Source organism: Polycladomyces abyssicola, from assembly GCF_018326425.1.
In the GTDB taxonomy this organism is placed as follows: Bacteria; Bacillota; Bacilli; order Thermoactinomycetales; family JIR-001; genus Polycladomyces; species Polycladomyces abyssicola.
Genome location: NZ_AP024601.1, coordinates 2,033,972 through 2,051,956 on the forward strand (window position 1 = coordinate 2,033,972; position 17,985 = coordinate 2,051,956).

A 17,985-nucleotide genomic window follows, 5' to 3' on the forward strand; every position below is an offset into this window, starting at 1 on the left:
TGCATCTCTTCCTCAACATCGGATTGCAATTGGGGGATACCCGTTTCGTCAAATCCTTTTGAAATCGTGTATAATGAAAAGGGAAGCCGGACCGAATTTGAGGAGGGGAAAGGAGGCGTCTGCCACGATGAGCCATTACAAAGTGGAACGGCTCAAGATCAATTACAAAACACTGGAAGAATTCCAAAAGTTTCGTGAGTACGGACTACAGGAGTTATCCATGTTGGAAGATTTGCAAGCCAACATCATCGAGAACGACAGCAACTCCCCGTTTTACGGCATTTACTTGGACGGGAACTTGATCGCCCGCGCCAGCTTGTACCGCATCGATGCCAAATACGACCGTTATTTCGATCCACCGCAAGATTACTATGAGTTGTGGAAGTTGGAAGTGCTCCCCCAGTATCGACATCGAGGATGCGGCACAGCACTGGTGGAACACGCCAAAAGCCTGGGTTTGCCGATTAAGACCAACGCCCGCTGTCGATCTGATGAATTTTGGAAAAAGATGGGTTTCATACCAGTCAAATACGATCCCGTACGAGATCGGGGAGAGAACCCTTATGTCTGGACACCACCTGGTGTCAGTCTCAAGGAATAACCGGGCAAAGGTCACATGATTCCTGATCGTGAGCACCGGTATCTGGAGAATCCGACCATCGCTTCCAGGCAAAACAAATACGGGACCGTTTTCATTTAAACGGTCCCTCATTAAAACTGCTGCCAACGTCCACGAAAAGCCGTCTCCCGCCTCCGTTCCGTATCCTTACGTTGGAATCGGTCGGATGGAAGAAGGCTTTCGCTCATCGCAGGTATACAACCCGCTCATTTGTCAATTCGTTCCAAATTCCCGTTTTCGTCCATTTTAAACTTGGTTTTCAGCTTTTCGTCGTCCTCTTCTTCCAACAGCGCCAATTTCCTCGCCCTGTCCATGATTTGAATCAGGGCTTTGTAATCGTCATTGACGACTTGGTAGTCGGTCTGCACGTTGTTGAGTTGGCTCTTCATCTCTTCGTTTTCTTTCGACAATTGCCGAATCTGTTCTTCCCGCTCCTTGATTTCTTGCTCCAATAGCTTGTGTTGACGCTTTAACTCAGCCACTTCGTTTTTATGTGTGCGCAGAAACCGAATGATGGAATCCAGGGACAACAGATGATCTTCCCCATGATCCAATTGCTCGCTCAACACACGTACACGTGAGATGCGGCCTTTTTCTTTGTTCCTTTTTTGCCGCTGCGATTTGGCAATTTGAATGGCTGCCTCATACTTTTTCCTCACAAAGCTGTTCCAGCGAAATCCGCATGCCGCCGGCGTCCGTCCCAGCTTCTCAGCCACTTCTTCAAAAGCGGCCAACTGTGTACTACCCTCACGAATATGACGCAATGTCACCTCTGCAAGGACAAGATCGTCGTCCGGCGTCCATGCGTCTTGTCTTTTCACCACCATGATAACCCTCCCTGATCAAGCTTCCCACAACTCAATTTGTTCTATTTGTATGCATTTGGTATAAAACGTAGTATATGTAACTAGTAAATTTTATAACCGAATTGTCCATTTGGTATACATGCCGTCCCCAGACATGAGAAAAACCGCCCATGATGGGCGGTTTTTCTGAGAGTTCCGTCTCCTAAGATGGATGACTACAATCGGCCGGTCCGACGCAAAAAAATTTCAACAGCCCGATGGTGTACATCCGACTCCCACAGCCGGGAACAGGTCCGGCTCTCCCACTCCGTCAATTCCTGCGGATCAGCGCCGTCGCGTACCCGGTTGGCCAATTCCATATACGCCTCAATAACCGGCAACGGTGTACGGGCAATGGTTTCTGCGAACCGTTGGACTTCTTCTTCCAGCTGTTCCGACGGTACCACCCGATCGACTAACCCGTATTGAAACGCCTGGGTGCTGTCGATTCGCTCCCCGGTTAAAAGCAATGCCAATGCGCGACTACGCCCCACCAGGCGGATCAGGCGTGAACCGCCTCCCCATCCAGTCGTAATCCCCAAACCAGCTTGAATAAATCCGAACTTTGCAGTATCTGACGCAAACCGGAAATCACAGCTGACTGCAATTTCACATCCGCCTCCCACCGCCGCTCCCCCGACGGCAGCGATCGTCGGTTTTCCCAATCGCTCCAAAACATCCAACAGCCGTCCCATCCGCGCATGCACCGGATAAATCGCATCCGCTGTCTTCAGCCTGTGAAACTCTGTCAAATCGCCGCCTGAAACAAATGCTCGTTCATCCCCCGTAAACACCAACACTTTCACATCGGAATCCGATTTCCACTTTGCCAACACCTCTTCCAACTCCTGCATCATTTGCAGGTTGACCGCATTGCGCACATCAGGACGATGAAACCGAATCCAACCGACGCCATTTTTTTGTTCGGTGATCAATGTCTGCATGTTCTCATCCCCTGTCTTTTTTCCCATATGCTCATCATCACAGGATGTATCCGCTTTTAAAAAACGTTTACTTCGTATATAATAACCTCTGTGGTATGATAGTTCCGAACAGTGACACCGTGCCGTAAAGTGTTCGATCGCAGGCTTGACGGGCACGCGTCCAGAACGTACTGAATCGCGGAAGGAGTGGGAAAAATGGATCGGATGTTCCGGGTACTCGGGTTCTGGTGCTTGGCCATGGGCATCATGTTCTTGGCCGGCGGCATGTACTCGTTGGCGTTGCTCTTTTTCGCCCAAACCGTCCTGTTCGTCGTGCTGGGCTTCATGGGTTTCACCGAACGGACGTACATGTACCTGTTCTGTGGTTATATGGTCGTCGCATTTATCGGCATGGTCACCTATTCATTCTTTTTCATGCCGCAAGGTTGACGCATCTGCACACCAAACCTGCTCCCGAACCGGGGGCTTTTTTCATTCTCCGGCATGCAGGACTTCTGCTAGCTCATCGAACTGGACCCCTTTTGCCTGAATCAGCACGCGGAACCGTTCCCCCATCCCCTCGGATAGGACGAGATGACGGATGGCCCGGTTCCGACGGGCGGATGCACTGAACGGATCCGGGTCATGGTGTTCGGTCAGTAAACGTAAAATGCCGGCGGCGACAAGAAAACGCGATTGTGGACCGTACCAGACCGTCTCCAGCCCTGCTTTCTTTCCCCACCGCATCAAATCGTCAAAGTTGACGTCGGCGGTGATGTCCGATTCGCCGGGAGCATCATACAAGCGTCGATGCGCATGATGCCGGGAATAACAACGAATCGTTCCTTCCGGTCGATGGGGTCCGCGCACTTCTTCTTCCCGACCGCCATAATCGAAGGTGACGACAAACCCTTCCCGCAAGCTGACAGCCACTTGATTGAGCCACTCCCGTGCCCGGGTGTTGACCTCAGTTTCCGTTCCGTCCGGCCACGATTCCCGCCATTTTTCAACGTACCAAAACAATGCGGGATCGGTGATCGGACGCGTGACTTCATGCAGGCGGCGCCGCTCATCCCAGGAGACGTGAATCTCACACCAATGTCCGTTTTCTTTGCGCAACCGATGCACCGGAAATGCATCGATCAGCTCGTTACTGAGCACGACACAAGGTACGGAGTTCAACACAGGTTCCGGTCGCTGTGTCCACATAATCTTTGAACCGAAGCGTGCCAGCCGCTCCCGTTGCCTGCGTCGATGATCCGCACTTCTCTCCACCATGACATAGGTGAGAGAAGAAAATACCGCCGTTTCTCTTAGTCCTTCCAGCAACTGTTCCGCCCAGCGGCCGTCCCCTCCGCCAAATTCGACAATCGCCCAAGATCCTTTTCCGCAAAAAGAGCGGTGCATCGTTTCAAGAACACCGCTCATGACACTACCGAACACATCCCCCACCATCGGACTGGTGTAATAATCTCCGTGTTTTCCCCATTTCGGCCGCTCCTGTTGATAATAACCCCAAAGCGGATGGTACAACGCCAGCTCCATAAACCGGATAAACGGGATCGAACCGCCGGGCGCATGGCTGATTTCCTCCACCAATACCTTCTCCAGAGGTCGCATCATCCACAATCCCTCATTCCGAGGAGAACAGGTCGGTGCTCAAATACCGTTCACCAGTATCCGGAGCGATGCAAACGACCCGCTTGCCTTTGCCCAACCGTCTGGCCACTTGCAATGCAGTCCATACCGATGCGCCAGAGGAGGGGCCTACCAGGATGCCTTCCAGTCGGGCCAGTTTCCGGGCTGTTTCTGCCGCATCCTCGTCCGTCACGTGGAAAATCTCGTCATAAATGTCCTGGTTCAAAATCGGCGGGATGAAACCGGGGCTCGTTCCCGGAATTTTGTGCGGCCCGGGTTGTCCGCCAGCCAACACGGGCGATCCCTTCGGTTCGACCACGGCGATATACAGATTGGGATAGTGCTGTTTTAACACTTCACCCGTACCGGTAATTGTCCCCCCGGTTCCCGCCGTCGCCACGAACGCATCCAGACGATCCCCCATCTGCTCGATAATTTCCCGAGCGGTTGTCCGCCGATGGACTTCGGGATTGGCTTCATTTTCAAACTGCAACGGCATGAATGCACCGGGCGTTTTCTCCAAAATTTCTTTGGCGACACGGATCGCACCTGGCATCCGTTCATGACCGGGAGAGAGGACCACCTCCGCCCCGTACGCCTTCAAAATGTTGATCCGTTCCTGGCTCATCGTATCCGGCATCACCAAGATGGTCCGATACCCGCGCGCCGCTCCTACCAGTGCCAACCCGATGCCGGTGTTGCCGCTGGTGGGTTCAACGATGGTGGCACCCGGTTTCAGTTTCCCTGCCTCTTCGGCAGCCCGGATCATGCTGTATGCGGTGCGGTCTTTCACACTGCCGCCGGGGTTGAATTTCTCCAGCTTTACATAAACTTCGGCGTCACCGGGCGAGGGGAGCCGATTGAGCCGGACCAACGGCGTCTTCCCGATCAGATCGGTAATATTGTCCACAGCCCGGGAAAACGGCCCCTTCATCCCCATCTTTACTCCGTTGTCACCGGTCCGGTCCATTCCAACATGCCTCCCTCCAAGTTGAACAGTCGGCGAAATCCTTTGTCTGCCAAAACGTGCGCAGCGATGACGCTACGGCGTCCGCTTCTGCAGACCAACAAAATATCCCGGTCTTTGACCGATTCCAGCTCGTGTGCCCGCTCTTCCATTTCATCGTGGGGGATGTGAATTGCCCCAGGAATGTGGCCGGATTGAAACTCCTCGTCTGTTCGGACGTCAACGACCACAAATCGTTCTTTCTCACGCGCAAAGGTTTGGCTCAACTCTTCGGCCGCAATATCCTGATACACTTTTTCGCTCATGGTGCTCCTCCTTTACCAAAAAGCTCATTTGTCTTGAGACATCATTTGCTGAACCATTAACCGGGCATAGCCCGTATCCATCGGTCGGACCACTTTTTTCCGAATTCGACCATCCGGTCCGATGAGATAAGAAGTAGGAATCGGTTCCACATGATAGCGTTCCGTCACACTCCGATCAGAGTCGAGGACGATCGGAAACGTGACCCCTTGCTGGCGGACAAACCCGCCTACCGTCACCTTCGTTTCGGCAATGTTGACCCCCAGGACGACCCAACCCCGATCGCGATATGCACGGTACGTCTCCTCCAATGCGGGCATTTCCTCCCGACAGGGTGGACACCACGTGGCCCAAAAATTGAGCAGAACGTACCGGCCGCGATAATCGCTCAGCTTGACAGGCTTTCCGTCCAAAGAAGTCAGCTGAAAGTCCGGTGCAGGATCACCGACTTCCGGCGCATCATCGTCTTTCTGATTCACTGTCTGATAGACGGCAAATCCGATCATCACTGCCATGATCAAAAACAGGATGCGACGGGTCCAGTATCTGGCCTGATTGTTCAATCCAATCACCCACTCGTTGGCAACATCTTGCGAGGATACCGCAAGCAACCCGATTGTATCGAATTTACCGCTTCCCTACAAGGAATAACCCGACACCCGCTCGACTTGTCTTTTCGATACAAACATCTTTTGTTCAATGTATTGTTGAAACGGACAGTCCCCGTCTATAATACCTCTTGGAAGGACCACAAGATCCGTTGCCGCCTGATGGGAATGACCCAACACGTCCCAGACAAAGAAAGGAGACCCGTTTATGCTGGAACTGACTCGATCCGCCGCATGCCAACTCCATGCATTGCTTCAAGAGCAGGGCTTGAATCCTCAAGAAGTTTACCTTCGTTTTACGCACTCCGGGGTTGCTTGCGGCGGGAGGTTCGGATTTCAAGTAGAAACCTCCCCACAGAAAAAGGATCAAGTGATCGAACGAGAGGGCTTGCGTTTTTTAGTGGGTGAAACCGATCGGCTGTTGTTTCGTGAAGCCCATATCGACTTTTCTCCTTCGCTCTTGCGAGGCGGTTTCCACATACGGACCCGTGGGGGGTTCTTCGGCGACACATCCTCCAGGCAATTATTCGGATAGAACCATCCTAGCGGCTTTTCACCAACAGTTGAATCGCTTCTTTCACTACTTTTTTCGTTCCTTCTTCATCGCCTTTTTGCAACTCTTCCCGGATGCACCGTTCCATGTTGGAACTGACGATGACCGCGATGGCACGGTCGACGGCGGAGCGCACAGCCGACAACTGGGCGACCACGTCTTTGCAATGCGCTTCCTGTTCCATCATGCGCAGTACGCCGCGCACCTGCCCCTCGATCCGTTTCAAACGGTTTCGCATCTCCGTCGTGTACTCCATGGGCTGATCCCTCCTTCACTTGTAACCTTCGCTTATGATTCGCGCGTCGTTTGGTACGGCCATCCGAAGAGACCTCCCCGCAAATGATACACTTCCTTGAACCCTTGTTTTTTTAACATCCGCGCTGCGATCCCACTGCGATTGCCGCTCTGGCAGTAGAGAAGCACGGGTTTCTCCTTGGACAACAGCGGGAGATGATGTGGCAGACGACCGATGGGCACATTGATCGCCCTCGGAATATGCCCGTCCCGATACTCCTCCGACTCCCGGACATCGATCAGTTGACTGTCCGTCTGCTGCATCAATTGATAAAAAGCATTCGGAGAGAGGGCTTTCACTCCGTGGGACTGGATCCATCGCATCCCGATCCAACCCACCAAACCGATAACCAGTATCCACACCAATCCGCCCAATATCATGCCCTCCCCTATGAAGTGAATGACACCAGAATGATGGCCGTTTTCGTGTTCAAGGATCCCATCGGATACACATATACCACTATAGGTATATATTGCCCGAATATTCACCCATCGTCCATGGATAATCAAGCATGTCTCGTCGTCGGAGCATAAAAAAAGCGGGAAAATCCCGCGCTTCATACCCCGACAAAACCGCCGAACAGCTGGATCAGCCAAACCGTAATCTTGGACATTTGGTTAAAATACAACAACACTCCCAAAACCACCATCACGCCCCCGCCCACTTTCATGATACGTGCGGAGTGGCGCAGTATCCACCTCGTTCGGCCCAGGAAAAACGCCATGACAAAAAACGGGATGGCGAACCCGAGTGTATAGGCGGTGATATATCCAATCCCCGCACTGGGGTTGGAAGCGGATAATGTCAATACCGAAGCCAAAATGGGTCCAACACACGGTGTCCATCCTGCTGCAAAGCCGATCCCGATCAAAGTCGAGCCGAGATAGCCCATTTTTCGTCCCGAAATATCCAGTCGCTTTTCGCGCATAAGAAAAGCGGGTTGAAAGACCCCCATCAAAAAGAGGCCCATCACGGCGATCAGCACGCCGCCCAGCATACGGATCGTCTCTTTGTACGACTCGAACAACTGCCCCAGCCACGTCGCCGAAAAACCGAGCACGTAAAAAATGATGGAAAAGCCCAAGATGAAAAACAAGGTGTGCGACACGACCGCCCTACGAACATCCACCGTTTGTTTCTCCCTCAGTTCACTGACCGAGATCCCCGTGATGTAGGACAGGTACGACGGATACAGCGGAAGACAACAGGGGGAGATGAACGAAAGCACACCCGCTCCGAATGCCAGCCACCATGACAAATCCGACATGCTCATCCCTCCGGTTTGATCAGCGAATCCAGCACGTCCGTCACTTCTTTCTCGGTAACCGCGCCTGTTTTACTCCACACGATGACCCCGTTGGCATCCACGATATAGGTGGTCGGAATGCCCAAGATCGAATAGGCTTCCGCCACTTCTCCCGTTTCATCCTTCAACACGGGGAAGGTCAGCTTATGTTGTTGGAGAAATTGGCCGACGCCTTCCACATTTGTTTCCTCTGTGGTGAGATTCACCATGAAAAAGTCCACACGTTTCCCGTACCGATTGTACATCGACTGCAAAATCGGCATTTCCTCACGGCACGGCGGGCACCATGTCGCCCAAAAGTTGATCAAGGCCGGCTTGCCGTTCCGTTTGGCCAAGTCCATCGTCTGCCCGTCCAATGTCTGCAAGGCAAAAACGGGTGCGACGTCCCCATTTTTCAATCCCGTATTCTTTTGAGGGGGCGTTGATTTTTTTTCGACCTGCTGCTTGAGTGACGTTGACGATGGGTGTGTCGTCTGAGCGGAATCCTGTTTTCCGCCGTACCAAACGGCACCGATCAACGCTGCGACGATCAACAGCCCGATCAGCCCGTTTCGCCAAGCTTTAGGTTGCCCTGCCAATGGCTTCGCCTCCTTATCTCACTAGGGCGTGTCTTTAGCTCAGGGGACATCCCCTGTAACCAGTATATCTCAGCAATCTACGAAAATTTGCCCGAAAAGGGGATAACAGAAAAAAAGGGGGGCATCCCCCCGAGCCTTACCTACAGAGACCGGCGAGACAACCTCATCCGTCCACAACATCATAGCCCTGGTCTTCAATCGCCTCTTTCATTTGCTCCACCGTCGCCCCGGTTTCATCATACCAAACGGTGACCTTTTTCTCGGCGAGGTTGACTTCCGCCCGCTCTACACCCGTCAATTTTTTGAGTGCGCCTTCGACCGCCTGCTTGCAATGATTGCACGACATACCTTCCACTCGGAGCGTGATCGTTTGCATCGTCAGATCCTCCTCACTTTTTCATCAGTTTGTGAACAGTGGTCAACAGCTCTTCGATCACCGCCAGATCGCCTTCCTGAATCCGCTCGACCACACAGCTTTTCATATGTCCTTCCAACAACAGCTTGCTCACGCCGTTCAAAGCGGATTGGATCGCCGCAATTTGATTCAGCACATCATCACAATAGGTATCATTCTCGATCATACGGCGTACTCCCCGTACCTGCCCCTCAATGCGGTTCAGACGGGTGATGAGATTGTTTTTGAATGTTTCCGTATGATGACTGTTCCTTGGCGACTTCGACACGGGGGATTCCCGGCTTGCATCCGTCCTGTCCATCTCATCGATCTCCTTTCGCCAATTTCACTATACTATACCCCCTCCCCCCTTGGAAAGAAGAGTCTCCGTGATGGGAAGGGCGTTTGACCCGTTGCAGACGAAGCGCGTTCAGAACGACGGACACCGAGCTGAAGGCCATCGCCGCCCCCGCCAGCCAAGGTGCCAACCATCCGGCAGCAGCCACCGGAATACCGACGGCATTGTAGACCAAAGCCCAGAACAAGTTTTGCCGGATGTTCCTCACCGTCAAACGGCTGATGACGAGCGCATCGACGATGCCATTCAGGTCACCGCGCATCAACGTGATATCCGCTGCTTCCATGGCCACGTCGGTCCCCGTACCAATCGCCATGCCTACGTCCGCTGCCGCCAAAGCGGGAGCGTCGTTGATGCCGTCGCCCACCATGGCCACTATTTTCCCTTCCGCCTGCAACTGTTTGATCGTTTCCGCTTTTTCTTCGGGCAATACTTCCGCGATGACTCGCTTGATCCCCACTTCGCGGGCAATGGACTGAGCGGTACGTGTATTGTCTCCCGTGAGCAGGATCACTTCCAGTCCCATCGCCTTCAGGCGTTCAATCGCTTGCCGGGAAGTGGGTTTCACCGGATCAGCCACTGCGAGCGCCCCCGCATATTTGCCGTCAATCGCCGTCAGTATGGCCGTTTTCCCTTCTTCCTCCCATTTTTGCAACACGGTTTCCGCCGTGGAAAAATCCACATCGTGCTGTTCCATCCATTTACGATTACCGATCCAAACATCGCGCCCTTCCACTTGGGCACGAATACCGTGACCAGGAGCCGCTTCAAAGGATTCCACATCCGGAAGCCCCTCTCCGTTTTCATCAACACTGGCTACCACCGCTCGGGCCAGAGGGTGTTCCGACTTCTTTTCCGCCGCAGCCACCAGACGCAACCATTCTTGTTTGTCCCACAGCACCTCTGCAATCGCATCCGTCAATACCGGTTTTCCTTCCGTGATCGTACCCGTTTTGTCCAACACCACCGTTTGGACTCGGTGGGCCGTTTCCAGATGCTCGCCGCTTTTGAACAAAACCCCCCATTCTGCGGCACGTCCCGATCCCGCCATGATCGAGGTGGGGGTGGCTAAGCCCAATGCGCAGGGACAAGCGATAACCAGTACGGCGATCGCTTTTTCCAGAGCGGAGGCGAATTGACCGGGTTCCAACAATACATACCACAACCCAAACGTGACCAACGCAATTCCGACGACAATCGGTACGAACACGCCCGAGACAGCGTCGGCGATGCGTTGAATGGGCGCCTTGGCCGCCTGAGCTTCTTCCACCACCCGGATGATCTGCGCCAGCACCGTGTCTTTTCCGACTCGGTTGGCCCGCAAAGTCAATGACCCATTGCCGTTCACTGTACCGCCGATCACCTTATCCCCGATCGTTTTCTCAACGGGAATACTTTCTCCCGTCAACATCGACTCATCCACGGAAGAGCTGCCTTCCATCACTTCGCCGTCTACCGGAACCTTCTCACCCGGTTTGACAAGCACTTGATCGCCAACCTCCAATTCAGCTGCCGGAATGCGCAGTTCTTTCCCATCCCGGATGACCGTTGCCATCTTCGGCTGCAGGTTCATCAATTTACGGATCGCTTCCGACGTATGCCCCTTGGCCCGGGCTTCCAACCATTTGCCAAGGAGTATCAAGGTGATCAACACGGCACTGGTTTCATAATACAGCTCCGCATGACCGCCTCCCATGGTGCGAAGTGTCTGAAACAGACTGTAAAAATAGGCGGCCGACGTACCGAGAGCGACCAACACATCCATGTTGGCGCTGCGGTTGCGTAATGCTTTGAATGCCCCTTTATAAAATTGCCATCCGATCCCCAGCTGAATCGGTGTGGTCAGAACCAGCTGAACCCACGGATTCATCAACGGCTCCGGCACCCACAGAAAAGAGAGAAACGCAAAATGTCCTGCCATCGCCCACAACAACGGTAGCGACAACAGAGCAGACCAGACGAATTGGCGTTTGCGCCTGGCGATGTCCAACTGCCGATGGTCATGATCTTCCGGTTGTGCCGAACGGAGTTTTGCCCGATAACCCAGCTGTTCCACCTTCCGCATCATATCGTCCGCGTTCACCGATGCAGGGGAGTACGTCACCCGCGCAGTCTCCGTCGCCAGGTTGACATGGGCTTCCCACACACCCGGTAAACGGGACAACCCTTTTTCAATGCGGGTAGCACACGCAGCGCATGTCATCCCCGTGATAGCCAGATCGACGGTCTCCTTCACCGTCCCATATCCCAACGCTTCGATTTTTTCCCCTATTTTCTTCACATCCAGCCGTTCCGGATCATAATGGATTGTGGCTTGTTCTGTCGCAAGATTGACGTTGGCATCCTGTACCCCTTCCAAGTGTTTCAATCCTTTTTCAATCCGATTGGCGCATGCGGCGCATGTCATCCCTGTGATTCGGACCACGACTTGCTTTTTCACGTTTATCACCTCGATAGGATACTGGGCATCCGTATCCTTGTTCGGTACTATTCCCCTGATGGTCTTGTTTCTACACCCACATGTTCGATCTCAGTTGCATTATACTATACCCCCCTATAGTATGTAAAGCGGAAAATGAGATGACATGGATACCCATTCGTTCTCCTTCACAATTCCGTTACAATGGAACCGGGATATCAAACCCTATCGGTACAGATGTATGTAAATGGGTGGAGAAAGGGAGATATGATGGTTTCATACTGGGTGGATCGATTTACCGACTGGGGATGGTGGGCTGTTCTGGTCAGTATCGTGGTCAACGGCGGTATCAATTTGATCGGGTTTCTGCCTTCCGTCGCGATTACTGCGGCCAATACACTCGTCTGGGGTCCCTGGCTGGGGGGAATCGTTTCATGGTTGGGGGAAATGCTGGGTTCAGCTGCTGCTTTTTTTCTGTATCGCTTAGGGGTAAAAAAAGCGGGCCTCACCCGGCACCTGGATTGGAAATGGGTTCGTTCTCTCAACCGGATGACCCGACAACAGAAACTGCTTTCCCTGATCCTGATCCGGATCACCCCGTTCGTCCCATCCGGATTGGTCAACATGGCAGCTGCCCTGACTACCATTCCCGCGTGGATTTTTTTGGCAGCGACTGCCGTTGGAAAAATCCCATCCATCTCACTTGAGGTGCTGATCAGTTATAACCTGACCCACGTAGAATCCAACTATATCCGATTGGGCATTACATTGATCATATTGGCACTGGGATTCTTCATTTGGAAACGGGGACGGTGGCTGGTGCCACCGTACGAAACCAAATGATCAACATGTACAGACTGCCGACAGATTTCCGCAATCAATGTTTCTTCTGTATCCTTCGTTTAGAGGGCGAGCCTGTTTCCCTTTCGCTCCTGTTTCCCTTCAGATCAATGGTCACGCGCGGGAAACAGGCCTCCTCAATCCTGTGTGTTTCGGGTTTATTAAATAACTAGTCTGTATCAATCAGATGAGATGATACGTCTCTCTACTCCAACGTTTGCTTGTTCAGCCCATCATCCCCGTCACAAACGGATTGGACGCCTGCTCACGGCCGATCGTGGTCGTCGGGCCATGTCCGGGATATACCCGCGTCTCTTCCGGCATTTCCATCAATACGTCATGGATGGAACGCATCAATGTTTCGTAATCGCCCCCAGGTAGATCGGTTCGGCCGATCGACCCGGCAAACAAGACGTCACCGCTGAACACCTGATCATCCAGATGGAACGTCACACTGCCCGGCGAATGGCCCGGTGTATGGTAGACGCGGAATTCCCTGCCGATCCATTTCAATGTTTCCCCACCGTCCAACAAGTGATCCGCCGGGTTACAGCGAATCAGCTCCAACCCCGGAAACAGGCTGGATCCGTTTTTTTGCGGATCGGCAAGCCATTCCGCTTCCGCACGGTGCACATAAACCGGTGCCCCGGTCGCTGCCCGTACGTCTTCCACCCCACCGATATGGTCAAAATGCGCATGGGTCAGCAATATGGCCTGCACGTTCAATTGTTCCGCCTGCACCCATTCCAGCACCGGATCAGGGCCCATCCCCGGATCAATCACCACTGCTTCCCGTCCTTCATACAACACATAACAATTGGTTGCCACGGGGCCAAGCGTAAAGGAACGCACGTTCATGATTTTTCACCTTCCCCTATGAATAGATGGGATACTTTTCATTCTACACCGAAATGTTTGCTTCATACGATGACACGGAGAGAAAACGGGGCAATTGACAGATACATTGTTGCATACATCGGATCATATGTCTGCGGATACACTAACAGCAACTGATCACGTTCACGGAAAGGAAGGAACGCCATTGATCCGTCTGTTGTTCATTGTTTGTACGATCGGCCTTTTAACCTTCGGGTGTCAACCGGCCAATAAGCCGCCGGCCAACCAAGCGGCACCGCCGCCCAACATTCCCGAAACCATCCATGTCAAACAAACGGCGCCGGAAGCCGGCCGACCCGCCAATCCGCAAGCGATCGCCCGCAGATTGACACAAATCGCCATCAGCCAGCCCCAGGTACGTGGAGCTACGGCCGTCGTTGCAGGGCGGTATACAGTTGTTGGCATTGATATCGACCCCGCCTTGGATCGCGGGCGCGTTGGCACCATCAAGTACTCTGTCGCCCAGGCCCTGCGTAAAGACCCCTATGGTGCGCATGCGCTGGTTACTGCCGATGTGGATCTGGTGCAACGATTGCGCGAATTGAGCGAAGACGTTCGCCAAGGACGACCGGCTGTCGGTGTGGCGCAGGAGTTGGCCGAAATCGTCAACCGTTTGATGCCGCAACCGTCCAAAACCGTTCCCAAACGGGAACAGCAGAACACCAAACTCAATCAGGAAAAAATCGATCAATCTCCGTCCGCCCCCTCACCACGTCAATGAGGGAACTTCATCCATTCTATAAAAAGGACCGGTATCCGTCGAGCAGCCCGAAAAAACGGACACGGTCCTTTCCTCTCTCACAAACGGAATATCAGGTAATCAAACACCACGTAAGACAGGACGGGGATGATCACACTGGTCAGGATCAATGTCCGCGGCGGGCGCTTTACCTGCATCACTGCATTGATCACAGCATGAACCATCAGTAAAATCACCACCGCCACAGCCAACAAGCCTGTCACCATCCATCCCGACGGTTTGGATGCTTGGGCCATGAATGCGTGCACCTCTTGGAAAAAGGCCCACATGTTCACCACCGGACCTATGGCGAGAAACGCCACCACGTTCACTAACCAAAACGCGATGTTTCCCCATCGGCGTGCCAACCTCGTCTCCTCCTCTATCAAGCCGTTCCGTCTTTTTTCAACGCGCTCATCACTTGGTTGTCCAATTTGGCTGCAGCGTCTTCGTCATAGGTTTTTACATAGGTGGGCTCTTGATCGATTTTGGCTCCGTAGAACATTACGTCACGCACTGCCGTCACATCCACTTCCACTTTGGCCAGTTTGATCTGAACATTGGCCATCGGCTTCTCCACCACACGCGCTTTTCCCTCGATCGCATAAGTGGAACCAGCTCCGATCAGCGTGATGCTCACATCCGGGTTCGCCTCGATGTTTTCCACGATGCGGGAACGCTGCCCCACCGCAAACCGGATTTGGTTCGGATTAGGCGCAAATACCCAGGATACGGTGTGGACACTGGGCGCTTTAGTTTCCACATCCACAGTGGCCAACAACACGTAATGTTCCTTCTGCAATTTGGCCAGCAGCGTTTCAGGCAGTTCATTCGCCACCAGATCCGACATCTGCATCTCCTCCTGTTGATTCCTGATTTACTACATCCGATCAGACCGGCGGAAAAATGTTCGAAGCCAGCCATCTGACTTCTAATATTCCCCACTTTAACATACTGCTCGTTCGGAATCGTATACGATATTGGACGACATCAGCATACACAAGAAAAAAGCTGGTCACAACCCTATTCTTCCTTTTCTCGACATATAAAACCAGCTGCCGTTGAGCAGCTGGTTTGGTCATCATCGAATCAATATCTTTCCAATCAATCATCCCATTGGACTTCGATCCCGTCATCACCGTGGCCCAACATTTCTTTGGGTTGAACCACTGAAAATGTGATACACTGTCCATGAAAACAAAAATCGGCCCGTTGTTTGCAAAATGTTTGCAAACGGACCTGTTACGTGGATTCTAAAAATGTTCCCCTTTTCGTAGTATACTAGTGTGGAAGGAAGGGGAAGATCGAACCATGAAGCGGCAGAAAACCGTCACTTACCATCCCAACTTAATCGAACGGGTGGAGAAACTGGCCAACCACACGGAGCACCTTAACGCCCGGCTGGACCGGATCACCTTGTGGATGGAACAATCTCGCCTGCAAGATCTGCTGATGAACTACACCCAACCGCGACGTGTGTTTTGGCTCAACCTGCTCGCCGGATTGAGCAGGGGACTCGGTCTGACACTGGGGACAGCGATTGTGATCAGTCTGCTCAGCATTTTGCTGTCTGAACTCTCTCATATCCCCTATATCAGCGACACTATCCAGCAATTGAAGAAGATCGTGGACCATTCTTCCCCTCACACCCGTTGACGGGAGAGGAAAGGCAAAGGAGATAAGAATCATGAAAGTGATTTGTATTTTATGTGAACAGCCGTTTATACCAACCAAGCTGCAAGTGAAAAAACTCCGCAAACACCCGCATAAAATCATCATTTGTTCGGACTGCTACGAACGGGTGGGAAAAAAAGCTCTTGAACGCCGGGCAAAATCAGGAGCTTCGCCTACTACTGATTGAACTTGGGCTCTGACTCGATGAACGACAGCAATTGCTCCACCGCTTCCCGTTCGAATCGCTGTTCGCTCGTCTGCCCGTCCTTTTCAAATTGGACAAGATAATGATCCCCTTCCAGAGTGACACCCGTCACTTCCACACCATGGTCTTCCCGCAACATCTGTGCAAAAAACTCCACCGTGTCCTTGGCAGAACGATCCGCCGGACGAGCATCCCACACCACCTTGATCTGCAACCAATTGAACAAGGTATCCATCAACTGCATCTGTTCTCCGACACCCTCTTTCCTTCCGGTTCCACCAACAATCCCGTTCGAAAACCCTGACTCCACCAACGAACCAATGTTGTCCCCAGAGCATGTCCGTCAAAATGACGGGCCAGTGCCAGCGCATCCTCACCTCCCAACAGCGATTCAGCCCATCGGCATGCACAACCGGACAGGGACCAAGGTTTTCCGTTCAGCACGATGGGACCGTCCACTTCCAGCCGTTGTCGAAACATCCCGCACGTATCTTGTTCCTGTTGAATCATGCGGGTGATTTTCATTGGCAAAATCAGGCGTGGGTGCGCTCTGCGGGCGATCCATATCAATCGCTCCGCCGCCGTTTGATCCAATCGGATGCGTTCTTCTCCCAATGTCAACGGTGTGAGGCGTGTCACTGGCACCAGCCAGTAGCGCGCAGTCATCAGGAACTCTCCCGGTTGTGCTGCTCGGCATTTTGTTTGGCCGTCATCGCCATGCGGATCCGTGCCACGATCATCAGGATGACCGTGCCGATCAGGATGGGGATGATCGGAAACCCGAGGAGATGAAACACCAATAACAGGAAACATCCCGCCACCAGTGCCAGATAGACGACCAACTGTTTCAGCAGTGGGAGGGGTCTGGCGAATACGACTTTGTACACGATCGCCGTCAAAATGAGAATCACTCCGTACGCGCCCCAAAACGATTGATGCAGCCACGCGTTGATCGCCGCCATGTTTGGTTCCCCCTTCTCATGTCCCGATGGCCTGTGCCTTCAGCTCGTGCAGGTAACGGATTTCATCCGCATATTCCGCTTCGTCTTCCACCGGCGTTTCCAAGATGATCGGCAACCCCTCAAACCGGTCGCAATGAAGAAACAGGGCCAAAGCGGCGGAACCGATTTCACCCTTTCCGATTTTTTCGTGCCGATCCTTCCGACTGTTGAACGGTGCTTTGCTGTCATTGAAATGAATGGCGATCAGATGATCCAGATAGCCGGTTCGTTCCATCGTCTCCACCAACTGGTCAAACGTCTCTTCCGACCAGACACCTGCTGCAAACGCATGGCACGTGTCGAAGCAAAAGCCGATTTTCTCCGGATGGTCGGTCGCTTCTCGAATGGCCACCAAATCCTCGATGGTAAGACCCAATTCCGATCCCTGACCGGCGGTGTTTTCCAACAACAGTTTTACCGGTCCGTCATACTCCGACAAAATGAGGTTCAGTGTCTCGATCATTCGCTGCGTGCCATATTCCACGCCTTTACCCACATGCTTCCCGCAGTGGACGACCGCCCCGATGGCCCCGTATGCTTCGGCAATCCGCAAATCCTCGCGGATAGAGCGGATCGTCACCTCGTGCAGATCCGCTTTGGGTGTGGACAAATTGGTGATGTACGGTGTGTGCGCCACCAATGTGATATCGGCTTCACGGCAAAATCGGACACCCGCTTCCGCATCTTTGACGTCCACCTTTTTGGGACGAAGTCCGCGCGGATTTTTCGTAAACACCTGAAATGCAGTCGCGCCCAGCTCTTTCGCCCGTTGCGACGCTTTCAAAAATCCTTTGGCCACACTGATGTGACAACCGATTTTCAT

The 17,985-nt window shown here is 53.0% G+C and carries 27 protein-coding genes; 7 read left to right on the top strand and 20 right to left on the bottom strand.

Translation table 11 applies throughout. From position 1 onward, the window contains the following. Positions 1-127: 127 nt before the first annotated feature. Positions 128-601 carry an N-acetyltransferase gene (locus KI215_RS10135; protein ID WP_212772624.1) on the top strand — a complete coding sequence of 158 codons (474 nt, stop codon included), beginning with the start codon at positions 128-130 and terminating at the stop codon, positions 599-601. A 224-nt stretch (positions 602-825) separates the two neighbouring features. On the opposite strand, the gene KI215_RS10140 is transcribed toward KI215_RS10135, so the two are convergent. After that, positions 826-1,446, bottom strand: coding sequence for an RsfA family transcriptional regulator (locus tag KI215_RS10140; protein ID WP_212772625.1), 621 nt, complete (start codon positions 1,444-1,446; stop codon positions 826-828). 194 nt (positions 1,447-1,640) lie between these two features. Then, positions 1,641-2,408 (bottom strand): enoyl-CoA hydratase/isomerase family protein, encoded by a 768-nt coding sequence (locus tag KI215_RS10145; RefSeq protein ID WP_212772626.1) that lies wholly within the window; start codon positions 2,406-2,408, stop codon positions 1,641-1,643. Between the two features lie 195 nt (positions 2,409-2,603). Here KI215_RS10145 and KI215_RS10150 point away from each other — a divergent pair, with 195 nt between their 5' ends. After that, a complete protein-coding gene (locus KI215_RS10150; protein WP_212772627.1) occupies positions 2,604-2,837 on the top strand; it encodes a DUF2626 family protein in 234 nt (77 codons plus the stop codon). 42 nt (positions 2,838-2,879) lie between these two features. Here KI215_RS10150 and KI215_RS10155 read toward each other — a convergent pair whose 3' ends face one another. The 4 genes from KI215_RS10155 to resA are packed head-to-tail and all read right to left on the bottom strand — an operon-like array spanning position 2,880 to position 5,858. Beyond that, the gene (locus KI215_RS10155; RefSeq protein WP_212772628.1) at positions 2,880-4,010 is read right to left on the bottom strand and encodes a class I SAM-dependent methyltransferase; all 1,131 of its coding nucleotides are present in this window, start codon (positions 4,008-4,010) and stop codon (positions 2,880-2,882) included. 10 nt (positions 4,011-4,020) lie between these two features. Beyond that, entirely contained in the window at positions 4,021-4,959 is a 939-nt protein-coding gene (cysK, locus tag KI215_RS10160; protein ID WP_420830193.1) for a cysteine synthase A, read from the bottom strand. A gap of 8 nt (positions 4,960-4,967) precedes the next feature. Further along, positions 4,968-5,297, bottom strand: coding sequence for a rhodanese-like domain-containing protein (locus KI215_RS10165; protein ID WP_212772629.1), 330 nt, complete (start codon positions 5,295-5,297; stop codon positions 4,968-4,970). 24 nt (positions 5,298-5,321) lie between these two features. Continuing rightward, positions 5,322-5,858, bottom strand: a complete 537-nt coding sequence (gene resA, locus KI215_RS10170; protein ID WP_212772630.1) for a thiol-disulfide oxidoreductase ResA — start codon at positions 5,856-5,858, stop codon at positions 5,322-5,324. 253 nt (positions 5,859-6,111) lie between these two features. On the opposite strand from resA, the gene KI215_RS10175 reads away from it, so the two are divergent. Next, entirely contained in the window at positions 6,112-6,438 is a 327-nt protein-coding gene (locus tag KI215_RS10175; RefSeq protein WP_212772631.1) for a HesB/IscA family protein, read from the top strand. 7 nt (positions 6,439-6,445) lie between these two features. On the opposite strand, the gene KI215_RS10180 is transcribed toward KI215_RS10175, so the two are convergent. The 7 genes from KI215_RS10180 to KI215_RS10210 all read right to left on the bottom strand — a co-directional run bounded on the left by KI215_RS10180 (position 6,446) and on the right by KI215_RS10210 (position 11,827). Further along, positions 6,446-6,712, bottom strand: coding sequence for a metal-sensitive transcriptional regulator (locus KI215_RS10180; protein ID WP_212772632.1), 267 nt, complete (start codon positions 6,710-6,712; stop codon positions 6,446-6,448). A gap of 32 nt (positions 6,713-6,744) precedes the next feature. Then, entirely contained in the window at positions 6,745-7,125 is a 381-nt protein-coding gene (locus KI215_RS10185; protein ID WP_212772633.1) for a rhodanese-like domain-containing protein, read from the bottom strand. 182 nt (positions 7,126-7,307) lie between these two features. Beyond that, positions 7,308-8,024 carry a cytochrome c biogenesis CcdA family protein gene (locus KI215_RS10190; RefSeq protein ID WP_212772634.1) on the bottom strand — a complete coding sequence of 239 codons (717 nt, stop codon included), beginning with the start codon at positions 8,022-8,024 and terminating at the stop codon, positions 7,308-7,310. Next, a complete protein-coding gene (locus KI215_RS10195) occupies positions 8,021-8,635 on the bottom strand; it encodes a TlpA family protein disulfide reductase (protein WP_212772635.1) in 615 nt (204 codons plus the stop codon). The genes KI215_RS10190 and KI215_RS10195 overlap by 4 nt, the downstream gene beginning before the upstream one ends. A 163-nt stretch (positions 8,636-8,798) precedes the next feature. Beyond that, entirely contained in the window at positions 8,799-9,011 is a 213-nt protein-coding gene (gene copZ / locus KI215_RS10200) for a copper chaperone CopZ (RefSeq protein ID WP_212772636.1), read from the bottom strand. 13 nt (positions 9,012-9,024) lie between these two features. Beyond that, positions 9,025-9,351, bottom strand: a complete 327-nt coding sequence (locus KI215_RS10205; protein WP_212772637.1) for a metal-sensitive transcriptional regulator — start codon at positions 9,349-9,351, stop codon at positions 9,025-9,027. 1 nt (position 9,352) lies between these two features. Then, complete coding sequence (locus tag KI215_RS10210; protein ID WP_275956698.1) at positions 9,353-11,827, bottom strand: heavy metal translocating P-type ATPase; 2,475 nt, start codon at positions 11,825-11,827, stop codon at positions 9,353-9,355. Positions 11,828-12,073: 246 nt separating this feature from the next. On the opposite strand from KI215_RS10210, the gene KI215_RS10215 reads away from it, so the two are divergent. Further along, positions 12,074-12,649, top strand: coding sequence for a TVP38/TMEM64 family protein (locus KI215_RS10215; RefSeq protein ID WP_212772638.1), 576 nt, complete (start codon positions 12,074-12,076; stop codon positions 12,647-12,649). A 222-nt stretch (positions 12,650-12,871) separates the two neighbouring features. Here KI215_RS10215 and KI215_RS10220 read toward each other — a convergent pair whose 3' ends face one another. Further along, on the bottom strand, positions 12,872-13,504 hold the full coding sequence (locus KI215_RS10220; protein ID WP_212772639.1) for an MBL fold metallo-hydrolase: 633 nt from the start codon (positions 13,502-13,504) through the stop codon (positions 12,872-12,874). Between the two features lie 94 nt (positions 13,505-13,598). On the opposite strand from KI215_RS10220, the gene KI215_RS10225 reads away from it, so the two are divergent. Beyond that, on the top strand, positions 13,599-14,264 hold the full coding sequence (locus KI215_RS10225) for a YhcN/YlaJ family sporulation lipoprotein (RefSeq protein ID WP_246512082.1): 666 nt from the start codon (positions 13,599-13,601) through the stop codon (positions 14,262-14,264). Positions 14,265-14,341: 77 nt separating this feature from the next. On the opposite strand, the gene KI215_RS10230 is transcribed toward KI215_RS10225, so the two are convergent. Together KI215_RS10230 and KI215_RS10235 are read right to left on the bottom strand one after the other, a co-directional pair. Continuing rightward, positions 14,342-14,650, bottom strand: a complete 309-nt coding sequence (locus KI215_RS10230) for a hypothetical protein (RefSeq protein WP_212772640.1) — start codon at positions 14,648-14,650, stop codon at positions 14,342-14,344. Positions 14,651-14,667: 17 nt separating this feature from the next. Continuing rightward, a complete protein-coding gene (locus tag KI215_RS10235; RefSeq protein WP_212772641.1) occupies positions 14,668-15,132 on the bottom strand; it encodes a pyridoxamine 5'-phosphate oxidase family protein in 465 nt (154 codons plus the stop codon). Positions 15,133-15,593: 461 nt separating this feature from the next. On the opposite strand from KI215_RS10235, the gene KI215_RS10240 reads away from it, so the two are divergent. Continuing rightward, entirely contained in the window at positions 15,594-15,938 is a 345-nt protein-coding gene (locus tag KI215_RS10240; RefSeq protein ID WP_212772642.1) for a DUF5665 domain-containing protein, read from the top strand. Between the two features lie 31 nt (positions 15,939-15,969). Beyond that, positions 15,970-16,143, top strand: a complete 174-nt coding sequence (locus tag KI215_RS10245) for a DUF2197 domain-containing protein (protein ID WP_212772643.1) — start codon at positions 15,970-15,972, stop codon at positions 16,141-16,143. Here KI215_RS10245 and KI215_RS10250 read toward each other — a convergent pair. From KI215_RS10250 to KI215_RS10265, 4 genes are read right to left on the bottom strand one after another with little or no spacing between them, the layout of a single operon-like run. Continuing rightward, a complete protein-coding gene (locus tag KI215_RS10250) occupies positions 16,133-16,405 on the bottom strand; it encodes a hypothetical protein (protein ID WP_212772644.1) in 273 nt (90 codons plus the stop codon). The two genes, KI215_RS10245 and KI215_RS10250, sit on opposite strands and share 11 nt — an antisense overlap. Beyond that, complete coding sequence (locus KI215_RS10255; protein WP_212772645.1) at positions 16,396-16,827, bottom strand: hypothetical protein; 432 nt, start codon at positions 16,825-16,827, stop codon at positions 16,396-16,398. Before KI215_RS10255 ends, KI215_RS10250 begins: the two co-directional genes overlap by 10 nt. Continuing rightward, a complete protein-coding gene (locus tag KI215_RS10260; protein ID WP_212772646.1) occupies positions 16,827-17,123 on the bottom strand; it encodes a YlaH-like family protein in 297 nt (98 codons plus the stop codon). Before KI215_RS10260 ends, KI215_RS10255 begins: the two co-directional genes overlap by 1 nt. 16 nt (positions 17,124-17,139) lie before the next feature. After that, entirely contained in the window at positions 17,140-17,985 is an 846-nt protein-coding gene (locus KI215_RS10265) for a deoxyribonuclease IV (protein ID WP_212772647.1), read from the bottom strand.

Bases quoted from the DNA above. Each gene is read 5' to 3' on its own strand.
- KI215_RS10135 (WP_212772624.1), top strand. From the start codon at position 128: ATGAGCCATTACAAAGTGGAACGGCTCAAGATCAATTACAAAACACTG.
- KI215_RS10140 (WP_212772625.1), bottom strand. From the start codon at position 1,446: ATGGTGGTGAAAAGACAAGACGCATGGACGCCGGACGACGATCTTGTC.
- KI215_RS10145 (WP_212772626.1), bottom strand. From the start codon at position 2,408: ATGCAGACATTGATCACCGAACAAAAAAATGGCGTCGGTTGGATTCGG.
- KI215_RS10150 (WP_212772627.1), top strand. From the start codon at position 2,604: ATGGATCGGATGTTCCGGGTACTCGGGTTCTGGTGCTTGGCCATGGGC.
- KI215_RS10155 (WP_212772628.1), bottom strand. From the start codon at position 4,010: ATGATGCGACCTCTGGAGAAGGTATTGGTGGAGGAAATCAGCCATGCG.
- cysK (WP_420830193.1), bottom strand. From the start codon at position 4,959: ATGAAGGGGCCGTTTTCCCGGGCTGTGGACAATATTACCGATCTGATC.
- KI215_RS10165 (WP_212772629.1), bottom strand. From the start codon at position 5,297: ATGAGCGAAAAAGTGTATCAGGATATTGCGGCCGAAGAGTTGAGCCAA.
- KI215_RS10175 (WP_212772631.1), top strand. From the start codon at position 6,112: ATGCTGGAACTGACTCGATCCGCCGCATGCCAACTCCATGCATTGCTT.
- KI215_RS10180 (WP_212772632.1), bottom strand. From the start codon at position 6,712: ATGGAGTACACGACGGAGATGCGAAACCGTTTGAAACGGATCGAGGGG.
- KI215_RS10190 (WP_212772634.1), bottom strand. From the start codon at position 8,024: ATGAGCATGTCGGATTTGTCATGGTGGCTGGCATTCGGAGCGGGTGTG.
- copZ (WP_212772636.1), bottom strand. From the start codon at position 9,011: ATGCAAACGATCACGCTCCGAGTGGAAGGTATGTCGTGCAATCATTGC.
- KI215_RS10205 (WP_212772637.1), bottom strand. From the start codon at position 9,351: ATGGACAGGACGGATGCAAGCCGGGAATCCCCCGTGTCGAAGTCGCCA.
- KI215_RS10215 (WP_212772638.1), top strand. From the start codon at position 12,074: ATGATGGTTTCATACTGGGTGGATCGATTTACCGACTGGGGATGGTGG.
- KI215_RS10220 (WP_212772639.1), bottom strand. From the start codon at position 13,504: ATGAACGTGCGTTCCTTTACGCTTGGCCCCGTGGCAACCAATTGTTAT.
- KI215_RS10235 (WP_212772641.1), bottom strand. From the start codon at position 15,132: ATGTCGGATCTGGTGGCGAATGAACTGCCTGAAACGCTGCTGGCCAAA.
- KI215_RS10240 (WP_212772642.1), top strand. From the start codon at position 15,594: ATGAAGCGGCAGAAAACCGTCACTTACCATCCCAACTTAATCGAACGG.
- KI215_RS10245 (WP_212772643.1), top strand. From the start codon at position 15,970: ATGAAAGTGATTTGTATTTTATGTGAACAGCCGTTTATACCAACCAAG.
- KI215_RS10250 (WP_212772644.1), bottom strand. From the start codon at position 16,405: ATGCAGTTGATGGATACCTTGTTCAATTGGTTGCAGATCAAGGTGGTG.
- KI215_RS10255 (WP_212772645.1), bottom strand. From the start codon at position 16,827: ATGACTGCGCGCTACTGGCTGGTGCCAGTGACACGCCTCACACCGTTG.
- KI215_RS10260 (WP_212772646.1), bottom strand. From the start codon at position 17,123: ATGGCGGCGATCAACGCGTGGCTGCATCAATCGTTTTGGGGCGCGTAC.
- KI215_RS10265 (WP_212772647.1), bottom strand. From the start codon at position 17,985: ATGAAAATCGGTTGTCACATCAGTGTGGCCAAAGGATTTTTGAAAGCG.